The 11,726-nt window shown below is 60.9% G+C and carries 13 protein-coding genes and 2 tRNA genes; 12 read left to right on the forward strand and 3 right to left on the reverse strand.

All coding sequences use genetic code 11. The annotated features are described in order from the left end of the window. The 9 genes from MOV76_RS35725 to MOV76_RS35765 form a co-directional block, all read left to right on the forward strand. Positions 1-1,330: hypothetical protein (locus MOV76_RS35725; RefSeq protein WP_247266313.1), on the forward strand; the 1,330-nt coding region annotated here is incomplete at its 5' end. A gap of 388 nt (positions 1,331-1,718) precedes the next feature. Then, the gene (locus MOV76_RS35730; protein ID WP_247266314.1) at positions 1,719-3,779 is read left to right on the forward strand and encodes a hypothetical protein; all 2,061 of its coding nucleotides are present in this window, start codon (positions 1,719-1,721) and stop codon (positions 3,777-3,779) included. Between the two features lie 43 nt (positions 3,780-3,822). Beyond that, positions 3,823-4,842, forward strand: a complete 1,020-nt coding sequence (locus tag MOV76_RS35735; protein WP_247266315.1) for an acyltransferase — start codon at positions 3,823-3,825, stop codon at positions 4,840-4,842. 68 nt (positions 4,843-4,910) lie between these two features. Further along, positions 4,911-5,774 carry a hypothetical protein gene (locus tag MOV76_RS35740; RefSeq protein ID WP_247266316.1) on the forward strand — a complete coding sequence of 288 codons (864 nt, stop codon included), beginning with the start codon at positions 4,911-4,913 and terminating at the stop codon, positions 5,772-5,774. Then, entirely contained in the window at positions 5,771-6,061 is a 291-nt protein-coding gene (locus MOV76_RS35745; protein ID WP_247266317.1) for a hypothetical protein, read from the forward strand. The genes MOV76_RS35740 and MOV76_RS35745 overlap by 4 nt, the downstream gene beginning before the upstream one ends. A gap of 115 nt (positions 6,062-6,176) precedes the next feature. Then, positions 6,177-6,470, forward strand: a complete 294-nt coding sequence (locus MOV76_RS35750; RefSeq protein ID WP_247266318.1) for a hypothetical protein — start codon at positions 6,177-6,179, stop codon at positions 6,468-6,470. 281 nt (positions 6,471-6,751) lie between these two features. Then, positions 6,752-7,918 (forward strand): GDSL-type esterase/lipase family protein, encoded by a 1,167-nt coding sequence (locus MOV76_RS35755; RefSeq protein WP_247266319.1) that lies wholly within the window; start codon positions 6,752-6,754, stop codon positions 7,916-7,918. A gap of 111 nt (positions 7,919-8,029) precedes the next feature. Then, positions 8,030-8,395, forward strand: a complete 366-nt coding sequence (locus MOV76_RS35760; protein ID WP_247266320.1) for a hypothetical protein — start codon at positions 8,030-8,032, stop codon at positions 8,393-8,395. Between the two features lie 319 nt (positions 8,396-8,714). After that, the gene (locus MOV76_RS35765; RefSeq protein WP_204361368.1) at positions 8,715-9,101 is read left to right on the forward strand and encodes a hypothetical protein; all 387 of its coding nucleotides are present in this window, start codon (positions 8,715-8,717) and stop codon (positions 9,099-9,101) included. Positions 9,102-9,133: 32 nt separating this feature from the next. Here the strand turns inward: MOV76_RS35765 and MOV76_RS35770 are convergent, their stop codons facing one another. The 3 genes from MOV76_RS35770 to rlmB all read right to left on the reverse strand — a co-directional run bounded on the left by MOV76_RS35770 (position 9,134) and on the right by rlmB (position 10,711). Next, positions 9,134-9,271 (reverse strand): hypothetical protein, encoded by a 138-nt coding sequence (locus tag MOV76_RS35770; protein ID WP_018241632.1) that lies wholly within the window; start codon positions 9,269-9,271, stop codon positions 9,134-9,136. Positions 9,272-9,335: 64 nt separating this feature from the next. Next, entirely contained in the window at positions 9,336-9,494 is a 159-nt protein-coding gene (locus MOV76_RS35775; RefSeq protein ID WP_003558513.1) for a hypothetical protein, read from the reverse strand. A 326-nt stretch (positions 9,495-9,820) separates the two neighbouring features. Next, positions 9,821-10,711 (reverse strand): 23S rRNA (guanosine(2251)-2'-O)-methyltransferase RlmB, encoded by an 891-nt coding sequence (rlmB, locus tag MOV76_RS35780; protein WP_182566033.1) that lies wholly within the window; start codon positions 10,709-10,711, stop codon positions 9,821-9,823. A gap of 202 nt (positions 10,712-10,913) precedes the next feature. Here rlmB and MOV76_RS35785 point away from each other — a divergent pair. From MOV76_RS35785 to MOV76_RS35795, 3 genes are all read left to right on the forward strand, one after another. Further along, a tRNA-Tyr gene (locus MOV76_RS35785) sits at positions 10,914-10,998 on the forward strand. A gap of 24 nt (positions 10,999-11,022) precedes the next feature. Further along, positions 11,023-11,096, forward strand: a tRNA-Gly gene (locus MOV76_RS35790). Between the two features lie 348 nt (positions 11,097-11,444). Next, positions 11,445-11,726 (forward strand): GTP-binding protein (locus MOV76_RS35795; protein WP_247266321.1); only part of this gene is annotated, 282 nt, incomplete at its 3' end.

The raw sequence follows: 11,726 nt of genomic DNA on the forward strand, positions 1-11,726 counted from the left end.
GGCGCAGTTCGCCGGCGATATCCGTAACGTGGCGACGTCCGCCGCACTCGGCGCGACCGGGATCCTCGCGGCTCTGACCGATCCCTTCGTCTCTCAGGCGGCGCGGCGGCTTGCCGGCCTGCCGGTGACCGTCACCATGCACAAGATCGTCGGCGACCTGGTGCGCTTTGCTGCCGACAAGGGCAATGAGGCGGCGCTCGCCCGCAAGGCCGTCGTCTGGGACGATTTCATGCACACGATGAACGAGCAGGCGCGCTTCGTCGACCAGATGTTCGGGCACGAATGGAGCAAGTATCTCGTCGATCGCTCGCTGACCTTGAACGGGCTGAAGCCGCTGACGGACGCGCGCAAGCGGGTCGAGGCGACGGCTTGGCACGATACGCTCGGCGGATATGCGGCGAAAGACACGGACTGGATCGACCTGCCGCCGCTCCTGAAAAAGACAATGGAAGGCTTCGGTTTCACGCCCGAGGAATGGCACGCCATGCGCGCCGGCGTCGACGACATGGGCTTCCTGGATCCCGGCACGCTCTACGAAAAGACCGGCGATCGCGCGCTCGCCGAAAAATATGCCGAGATGATCATCCAGTGGTCGGAACGCTCGGTGCCTGCAGGCGATCCGCGCATCAAGAGTTTCCTGACGGGCATGGTGCCGCGGGGCACTGTTCTCGGCGAGATCGCCGAATTCGCCTCGCAGTTCATGAGCTTCGGTATGAGCTTCACGGCGCGGCAGCTCGAGGCGCACTACGTCTATTCGATGCTGGCGAAATCCGGCTCGGGCAAGATCGCCCGCGGCGCCTATTATTTCGCTGCGATGTCCGTGCCGCTGACGCTCGGCGCCGGCATGTACATCCAGATCCTCAACGTGCTGAACGGCAAGGATCCGGAGGATATGACGCAGCCGAGTTTCTGGGCTCGAGCCTTCGTCAAGGGTGGCGGCGGCGGTCTGTTCGCGGACTTCGTCGACAAAGCGGAAAACCGCTACGGGCAGAACTTCGCGCAGACGCTCGGCGGCATCGGCGGGGCCTTCATCGGCGATACGCTCGATCTTTCGCTGCGCACGATCCAGACGATCATGGGGGCCGAAGACCCAAAGGCGGGCAGGGCGCTTTCGAAATATGTCGGCCGCTACACGCCGATCCTGTCGTCGCATCCAATGACCCGCGCCTGGTACCGGCGGCTCTTCGTCGATAATCTGCAGATGATGACGGATCCGGACGCCGACAAGAGCTTCAAGGCGCAGGCGCGCAAGGGCGCCTTCTGGTGGCAGCCGGGCGAGTTGACGCCGCGAAGGGCGCCCGAGCTCGGCGCAGTCGCCGGCGAGCAATAGCCCGACGCACTGAACTGCCGGCTGCAAAGGCCATCCTGTTGACGGTTTAACGACAGGGTGGCGCGCCATGGACAATCCTTTTCCGATCCCGCAGCAGCTTCGTGAGAGTGACGTGTTCGTCGGCGACGGCGGTCAAACCTATGGGCCGTTCGATTTCAAGATCTTCGACATCGATGACGTCGAAGTGTGGACGCGTCCCGATGACGACAGCCCCTTCGCGAAGCAGGGTTCCGTCCTCGTCGCGAAGACCAACGGTGATCCGTTCGACAATTTCACCGTGACCTTTCCGGCTGGTCAGCCGAACACGACTGAGATCGTGGTGCGATCGAAGCGCCTCGACAGCCGTGCCGCCGGCGTCATGAACGGCACGCGGATCGATCCGACGGCGATGGAGAAGGAATTCTCCAAGATCTCGACAGAGATGCAGGAGCTGCGGCGCGACGTCGACCGGACTGTCAACGTGCCGTTCGGCGAAGAGCCGTTTCAGATCCTGCCCGGGACGGTCGGGCAAGTCCCCGTTTTCGATGACAATGGAAATCTGATCCCTGGCACGCCAGCCGGTGGCGGGAACATGTTCCGGGAGATCTATGACCCGCAGGACTTCGGGGAGGATATCTTTCAGTTCGTCCTGGATCATTTGGTCAGCGTTCCGGCCTATGTCGAAACCCGTACTGCGCTGAAGGCGCTCGACACAACTAAAAACACGGTGGTCTTTCTCAAGGAAGCCGGCCGCGAGGGCATCTTCAAGTGGACGGTAGGCGACTTTGCCAGCCGGATTGCGGCCGACACGGCAGAGGCGATCTACGTCAAGGCGGACGCGATTGCCGCCGCGGCCGGCGGATGGGTCCGCATCTTCAACGGATCCGCCGATCTCCGCTGGTTCGGCGCCGCCGGCGATGGGGCGACGAACGACACGACGGCGGTGAACGCTGCGTTTGCGTCCGGCGTTTCTCTCAGCGGCAGGAAGTTGACCTATGCCGTAAGCGGAAACATCACAATTCCCTCCGGGCTCCATCTCGAAGACGCTACTTTTAAGCAGCTCACACCGAACAATGCGTCACGGCGCACCCTCTACGCTGACACTGTTTCAAACGTGACCCTGAAGAGGGTGAAGGTCGACCGCAACGGCAACGGAACGTTCGGAAGCCTCGGCACCGCCGCCGGAATTTATTTGAAGAGCGTCACCAACCTGAAGACAGAAGATATCGAGGCTTTCGGCGCGGATATGGGAACCGGCATCGTTTTCGATGGCTGCACTGATTTCTGCGCTGTGCGGCCGTACGCTCACGATATCACTTACACTTCTGCCTCCCTGCCGGCCGACGACCAGGCTCAAGGCATATGGTTCCAGAATTGCCGGCGCTTCTCTGTCGTTAATGCGGTGGTCCGACATGTGGGCGGCATCGTCGGCGGATCCTTCCGCCGTGCGTTCGGCCGGATGATGCCATTCGGCCTCGGCTGTGTGAGCTTCGCGGTGATCGGCGGCATTCTCTCCGATGGCGACGTCGGCATCGACTTGACGGGTTCGGTCGGCAATCGCCAGTTTTCCCTCTATGGCGTTACTGTCGAGGATGTCGAAACGTGGGGCATTAAGCTCGCGAACTACAATCGCTTCGGCTTCGTCACCAACTGCAACGTTTATCGCGCCGGCTCTGCAGGTTTTGTCGGATCCGGACCGACGCTCAATGTCGACGCCGGATCGCCGACGCCTGAAAGCCTGCCGCAGCACGTGACCTTCACGGCCTGCGGTGCCTGGGATACCGGCTATGGCAATACCGGCCGCGGCACGTCGCAACCGGCTGGCTTCCTTGTCGCGCCCGGCGGTGCATCAAACTTCCAGGATTATCCCCGCGGCTACCGCATGGTGAATTGTGTCGCCTACGACAACCAGGCTGTCAAAACGCAGTATCACGGCTTCCGGAACGAAATCAGCTATGGCGGGGCTCCGCTCAACGAATGCGTTGGTTGCCGCGCCGATGGCTTTGCATCCGGAGGATCCGGCTTTTCAGGCTGGCATTTTCCTATGGCAGCCGTGTCGCGATCGACGGCCCAGGTCCTCACCAACAACATCGCTGGCGGCCAGGAAATCACCTTCGATACCGAGCGTAGCGACGGTGCCGCGATGCATAGTCCCGGGGTTCCCGGCAGGATAAGTGTTCCGCGCGCCGGTTTTTACCTGATCACAGGCAAGGGTACGTTCCAGCAGAACGTAACGGGGATGCGGTCCTTGAGCTTGACTTTGAACGGGGTTGTGCAGCCCGCGATTAACGACGTCCAGCCGGGCAGCTCTGCCAACGATACAACATGCCGGTTTAGCGAGATCGTCTACATTGGTGACCTTCTCATTACGATCGGCATGAACGCCTATCAGAATGCCGGCGGCAACCTCAATATTTCGAACTGCACGTTGACGGTTGCAGAGATCATGCCAAACCAAGTGAATGGCTAAAGCCTAGGTTGAACCAGGCCTGCAGTTATGTTAGGGCCACAGCATGCTTCAGCACTACGATATCGGGAAAGAAACGGCGGTCATCGATGCTCTGCGGGGCATCGCTGCCCTGCTGGTTCTGCTCTCCCACGCCGACGCCTATTCCCTCATCCGGTTCGAGCCGATTGTTCCCTATAGCGGTTATTTTGGAGCGATCGGCGTCTGCGTCTTTTTCATCCTGTCCGGATATCTTATCTGGGCCTCGGCCGGCCGCCAGTTCGAAAAAGTAGATGGCATCAGGATCTACGCCGTGCATCGGGCCGCAAGGATCATGCCGCTGTATTTCGTGGCACTCGCATTCGCGGTTCTGATTTTTCCGCGGATTTCGGAGTTCCCGGTGGAGGTGACTGCCCACAATGTCTGGCGACACATCACATTCACGCAAGCGCTCATTCCCGATGTGAGCAGGACACTCAATCCGGTTCTTTGGACGCTGACCTTTGAGATGATTTTCTACATCGCAGCGCCGTTTCTCTACGCGCTTCGCCGCTTTTTCCCGGCATTTATGGTCATTGCCGCTGTAACGCTCGTCCTGGGCCATATCTTTCCGTCTCCCTATTTCAAGTACCGCAATCTCCTTCCGCTCTTCGTGGTCGGCATGTCGCTGGCGCAGTACCGCCTGGCGCCGACGTGGGTTTGCGCGGTCGTCTCTGCGGTGGCCGCGATCGCTGTCGGCCTGATGGGAGCGAAAGCGCTCCTGATTTCGGCCGTCTGGGCCGTGGCGATCGTGTCCGCGGCGATTGCACTCCGCGACTATCGGTCGTCGCTTGCGATGCGGGCATTTGGCTTTGTCGGTGTATGCTCGTTTTCGCTCTACATCTGGCACTATATGTTGATCGAGATCGTCGGCCCGTTTCTGATGCGGCAGGGATCGATCCCGCTCGTGTATCCAGTTCTCACGGGCATCTGTTTCACCGCTTTCTGTCTTGCGTTCTCATGGGCGAGTTATCGCCTAATCGAAAGGCCGGCGCAGGCGGCGATCAGAGAGATCTTCTCCAGGAAGACCGCCGCCGTGGCGCGGTAGCCTGGCGCCGCATTTGACGGCTCTCCATCGGCTTTAAGCTTCAGGCTCCATCATTCCAGGAGCCCGCGATGCCACTCAAGACACTTCCCGATATCGTGCCCGCGCCGGCCAAGATGCTGCTCGATTTCATCCGCTCGATCGAGGCGCCGCGGGGATATGGCACGATCTACGGCAACAATCAGGACAAATTGCCCGTTCCCCTGACATCGATGACGCTCGACCAGGTGATCGCGGCGCAGTCCGGCTGGTCGAAGAAGTTCGGCTCGAGCGCTGCCGGCGGCCTGCAGTTCATGCGCGCCACCCTGCAGCAGATCAAGAAGGATACCGGCATATCTGGTGACCTCGTCTTCTCGGCCGGCCTGCAGGATCGGCTGGGCTATTACCAGCTGCTGGGACGCGGCTATGTCGACTTCATCGCCGGCGAGCTCAGCGTCGTCGCCTTCGGCAAGGCGCTGGCGCAGGAATGGGCGAGCTTCCCCGTTCTGGCTGATGCAAGAGGCCAGAAGCGACCGGTGAAGCGAGGCGAGACCTATTATGCCGGCGACGGCATCAACAAGGTGCTGCTGAAGCCAGAGAAGGTCGAGGCAAAGCTTGCTGACGTCCTCGAGCTCGCCAAGGCCGTGAAGGGTCGACAGCAGAAGGCGAAGGCAACGCCGGCGGCGCTCTTCACGCCCGTCAACGACAATCCGCCGCCGATGGCGCCAGCGAAGGTCGACCCCGAGAAACTGGACAAGCCGCTGGTGAAATCCAAGACCTTCTGGCAGTGGCTGCTGACGGCGGCCGGCGCGCCGATCCTCGCCTTCGGTGGCCTCGACTGGCGGGTGCAGCTCGCGATCGTCGTGGTGATCGTGCTCTTCGCGATCTACGCGATCAAGCGCCGGGCCGATATCGCCAAGGTCTATCGCGACATCAAGGCGGAGATCGGCCGTTGATCGGCCGCCTGCAGATGGCAGCGTCCGCCGGCGCCGGCGCCCTGGTCGCTGGCCTTCTGGTCTACGTCTGGGCGAGCGTCTGGCTTGTGCCGGCAGCGCGCCTCGAGGGGGCGGAAAAGAAGGTCGGCGAGATCGCCGCCGACGCCCAGCGGCAGGAAAACGAGAGGAAAAAGGACGATGCCTATCTGCAGGACCGCAGCGATTACGATCTGTGTGCTGAGTACCTTTCTGCTCGCGGCCTGCCAGTCGACGAGTGTGAACGCCTGCGGGGGGTTCCAGAAAAATAATCTGACGCCGATCGGCACGGCTTCGCTGCTCGCCAGCGATCCGGACGGCGGCCGGCGTGTCATCGGCAACGACCGCAACGGTCAGCGACTTGGACTTTGGAAGTAGGAGAGCGACATGGCGGTAAGACAGTTTTCCGGAGACTTTGATTGGAATGTTGGCCTCGAGGCGCAGTGCGATGTTGGCTATCGCACGCTCGCCTATTCCGGCTCGCTGGGCGGCGGCACATTGCAGCTGTTCACGCAGGTGCAGGACGGCGACATGATCCCGCTCGCCGACGCCAAACTGACGGCCGCGAAGGTCGACGGCAATGGCGATGTCGTGCGGCAGATGACGTTCTCGAGCTCGGGCAATATCATGGTGAGGCTGACCGGATCGACGGCGCCCACGGCCAAGGTGAGCGTGCAGTGAGGCCGGGCCGCAACATCATTCCGCAGACGAGCCTGGCGGAGGGGCAGACGAGTCTGAAACACGGGCAGACGTCGATCTCTCCACTGCGGAGTGGTGGGCTGATCGTGCCTGCAATGGCCGCCCTCACGGATATCCCGGGTTTGGTCATCGACTTCGACGGCTCCGACGCCGCGACCATGGTCCTCGCCGGTACTCTTGTGACCGAGTGGGCGAACAAAGGGTCATACGGGGGTAAGGCTACGTCCTCGGGAACCTCTAGGCCTAACTTCGGCACTCGTACCATGGGCACACTGCCCACCCTGGACTTCTCGGGCACCAATCACATGGACCTTTCCGCCGAGGTGATGAACCTCACGGCAGCCGCTTATTCGTTGTTCCGCGTCTGGGATAACGACCTCGGTGCTACCTTTGCCATCCACGACTACGGGAAGAACTCCGGGGGCACCATCCGGACCGGCCTCGCGACAAACGTAAGCAACGTGGATGATCGCGTCTACCAATACTCCGGTGCCTCAGCCATACCAGATGCCGCCGCTCCCGAGGATACAGGCCCAACGATATCCCAACTTCGGGGCACCACCACGCTTGCCTACAACTACCTAAACGGCATCACCCGAGGAGGAGCCAACGGGGCACCGACCTACGGGGCTATGTCCACATGGCGCTTCGGTGGCGACCCGGCCAACACGGGGTCCCGCTGGAATGGCATCATCTCCGAGATTGTCGGCTACAACCGTGTGCTGACCATTGACGAGGGTGCCCTGGTGCTAGGCTATCTGGCCTGGAAGTGGGGCTTGCAGTCCTTCATCGCTGGTGAGTGGGCTACCAAAGACCCCAGATCCAATCCGCGCCTCCTCAACATCGCGGCCTTCGGGGACAGCTTCACGCAGCTCTCCTACCTGACGGACCCAGCCACCCACTGGACTGACATCTTGGCTGCCCGCATGGGGCGCAAGGTCTACAATGGTGGTATCGGGGGCCAGACCTCCACCGAGGTTACCGACCGGTCCATTGCGGATATTGATTACACGGACAGAGCGCACATCTTCTTCTGTGGCACCAATGGCCCTGGCTCTGGACATACCGTCCTGGGTGACATCCAGGCTGCCGTCGCGGCCCTCCCGGCTGGTAGCAAGTATCTCATCCTTCCTAGCTTCAACAGCGACACCGAACGGCAAGGAAGCGCCGGGTACATCAACAAGATGGCCAACAATGCGGCAGTCGCTGCGGCCTTCCCGAACAACTACCTGGACATCCGCTCCATGTTGATCGCGTTGTCGCTCCCAGGTCAGCCGTACCAGGACAGTGCTGCCATCGCCAACGATGTTCTTTCCTCTCAGCTCCGGTTCTTCAACGGGACCAGCACTGACGCTCTTCACCCCAACGCCACCTGCGTGGCTCTCTATGCGCAGATGATTGGCGATTGGATCATTGCGGCTGGCTGGTAAACATCTTGTTGCTTCGGCTGGCGCATTTGACCGAACCACAACCGCCCTAGGATCGTTCCTAGGGCGATTTGCATTGAAGGGCATGCTGTGGCGGACAACGGAGATACGGCGATGCCGATCGACAGAAGCAAGTTCGACTGGAATTTGAACACGATCATCCAGGTCTTTACACTTGTCGGCATGGCCGCCGGCGGCGTGGCTCTCTGGACGAATCGCTCGCGCGACGTCGACGAGCTGCAGGCGTGGCGCGTCCAGGCCGAGCAAGGTAGCAAGGATATCAGCTTGCGGGTCGGCAAGGTCGAGAGCTTGGTCGACAATCTCGGCTACCGCATGCAGGCCGGTGAGCAATCCGCAGCTGCGACCAGCGGCGCCATTCGAGAAGTGCAATCGACGCTTAATGTTCAGAGTGGAGATCTTCGTGTTGTGAAAGAGATCCTGCAGCGGATTGAGGCGACGCAGAAGCGCACTACGAATTAGCCGCAGCGTGGCGCGGTCGCGTGGCATCGCCTCACAGGACAAGTGTCTTAAGTGATTGAAAAGTCCCGTTCCTCTTATAATTTGTAATCAGGGGGTCCCGGGTTCGAACCCTGGCGGGGGCACCAGCCTACGCTCTGTGAGCATCGGCTCGGCGAGCCGAAGAGAGCAACTAAGCGAAGGCGGACTGGTTCGAGAATGCTCCGGTTAGCTGCACCATCTTTCCCCACGATACCGTCTTTCTAAATAGAGCTGGGTTCACGGCTGCCTCGCTCAATCGCACCGGCTTTTCAGATGGCACGTATCGCTTGATGAACCGCGTCTGAAGGGCTGCTTCACCGCCAATTCAGCCGCGACCGCTTATCTTCGCCTCATCAGCAATGAGGAAACAGCCATGAAGCTCGCACATCTCTTTCTCGCCGCAACCATTTCCGTCGGTGCGGCTTTCGCGTCCGTCGCACCGGCTGCCGCCATGCCGGCCGAGCGGCCGGCGGTGACGGCGCAGGGCGATATCGTTCAAATTCGTGATGGCTGGCGAGGTGATCGCGACCGTGACGACCGTGGCTGGCGCGATGAGCGCGATTGGCGCCGGTCCGACTGGCGCGATGATCGCCGTCACTGGCGGCGGTGGCGTGCCGAGCGTTGGCAGGAGCGCCGCGAGTGGCGTGATCGCGATCGCGGTATGCCGTTCTGGCTCTACCGCGGTTGACAATAACGGCCCGGATCACCCGGGCCGTTATTTTAGTGAGTGACGGGTTCGTTGACGCTCGCCTCGATCCTGTCGCTATTGCCGGTCTGTCCGGCGCCGGAGGGCGACATCATTGCGATGCTAAGCACGGAGGCGACCATGAAGGCGACGACGGCGATCATTATGCGCATAAGCGTTCAATCCTCGTTCGATTCCGGGATTAACGCATGATCGCCGCCGGCGTTCCTGCCAGTCTTATTGCACCTGTCCCGGCGTTGCTGGGCCGGGCGCCGTCGGCGACAGAGGATCGGGCTGGTGGATGGGGTGCGACGTGTCCACCCAGATGATACTGATGATAATCACGACGAAGACCGCGATGAAGAGGATACCGAAAATCAGCGGTCGAATGGCCATGATAGGGATCGTTCCTTCTTGCTGCTGAGCCGGTCGCTACAACCGATCATCGCCCGATCATAGTGCCCCGGGGCGTCATTCCAAGGCAAAAATGGATTTTTCTGGCATCGGTCGGGCGTTGCACGAGCGTTGTGCGTGTCCGTTTCCGTTTGTCGCGCCGGATCGAGCCCTGCGTAACTCCTTAAATCCGAATCGATAGCGCGTCAGAAAAGACGCGCGACGCCGGCATGTCACGGATGATCGCCTATCCCGTCGAAGTGGCCTATGCAGGCGATACGGCGCGGGCCGGTGGACGGACCTGACCGGCTGCCCTTGCTTGGGCCGGCCTATGCCTTCAGGTGGAGCCGCGCCGCGTAAAGTGCGATCGCCGCCGCATTGGAGACGTTGAGAGATTTGATCGCGCCCGGCATGTCGAGACGGGCAAGTGCGTTGACGGTTTCCCGCGTCTTCTGCCGAAGCCCCTTGCCCTCCGAGCCAAGCACCAGCGCCACTTTCCCGCCGGAGAAGGTGCCTTCGAGCGGCGCCGGCCCTTCCGAATCGAGGCCGATGGTGGAAAAACCGAGCTTGTGCAATTCGCCGAGCGCATCGGCGAGATTGGTAACTTGTATATAAGGTATCAGTTCCAGCGCGCCGGAGGCGGACTTGGCGAGTACGCCCGATTCGGTCGGGCTGTGTCGCTGTGTGGTGATCACCGCACCCGCATTGAAGGCGACGGCCGAGCGCATGATCGCGCCGACATTGTGCGGATCCGTGACTTGGTCGAGGACGAGCAGGAGGGGGCTGTCCTTCAGAGCTTCGAGCCGGCGTACCGGGAGTGGCCTTGTTTCCAGCATCACGCCCTGATGGATCGCCTCGGGGCCGAGCACCTTGTCGATATCCTGCGGCGAGACGATCTCGAAAGGCATGCCGAGCGCCTCGACGTCGACTTCGAGCCGCGCGAGCGCGTTCTGCGTCACGAACAGCTTGATCTTCTTGCGCTCGGGATTGTCGAGCGCCGCGCGCACCGTATGCAGGCCATAGAGATGCACCTGGTCGGGCGCAAGCGCCGGCGGCTTCCAGTCGTCGCCGCCGCGCTTTCGCTTCTGCGGCTGAGGCGTCGGAATCTCCCCGCGTTCGCGCTTGGCGTCACGGTGGGCGCGCCGCAGAGTGGCGTAATGCGTATCTTTGGCGGATGGGTCTGTCGCGGTCTTGCCGCCGGATTTGTTGTCTTTGCTCATGCAGCTTTATAGCCATGGCGCTCGCTGCCGCATAGGCTTTCTTTCATATGCCGGCTTTCGGTGGCGAATGAAATTTTTCGTGTTTTTTCCGTTGTCATCGTGTTGACAGACTGAAATGCTCCGGTCATATACGCGGCGCAGACGACGGGCGGCAACGCTTCGAAGTCTGACGAACTTGGTCTTGCGATCCGGACGAAAAACTGGAGAGATGCCCGAGTGGTTAAAGGGGACGGACTGTAAATCCGTTGGCTCAGCCTACGTTGGTTCAAATCCAACTCTCTCCACCATTCGTCATCGGATCGGACCACCCCGCGGGTATAGCTCAATGGTAGAGCAGCAGCCTTCCAAGCTGAATACGCGGGTTCGATTCCCGCTACCCGCTCCAGTTTCCGTTACGCTACTTTATTCGACCGCTGCTGCCGTAGTCCCCGAGATGTCTCCGGCGCTGGCGGAGAAGCTGACGATTGCGATTGTCGACTGGCAGGGAAGGGCGCTCGACGCGGAACGGCTATGGCGCGTCTCCGGCGGTCAATGCGATTTTCTTTAAGATTTCAGCGATTTTCGAGGGGGCTTTGGCGAATCGCCTTGCAGGCGGCGAATTGTCTCCCATATGCGCTCTCAGGCCAAGAATGGCGTCTGCAATTAAGTCTTGCGCAATGTCGCCGAAAGCCTTAAACGGCGGCACTAAACCGGTTCGCCGGGGCCACCATTTTCGTTCACAGGAAGCATTCAAATGGGAAAGAGTAAGTTTGAGCGCAACAAGCCGCACGTCAACATTGGCACGATTGGCCACGTTGACCACGGCAAGACGTCTCTGACGGCAGCGATCACGAAGTACTTCGGTGAGTACAAGGCGTACGATCAGATCGACGCGGCTCCGGAAGAAAAGGCCCGTGGCATCACGATCTCGACGGCGCACGTCGAGTATGAGACGCCGGCCCGCCACTACGCGCACGTCGACTGCCCCGGCCACGCCGACTACGTCAAGAACATGATCACCGGTGCTGCCCAGATG

The organism is Rhizobium sp. PRIMUS64, assembly GCF_023006465.1.
GTDB classification, from domain to species: Bacteria; Pseudomonadota; Alphaproteobacteria; order Rhizobiales; family Rhizobiaceae; genus Rhizobium; species Rhizobium leguminosarum.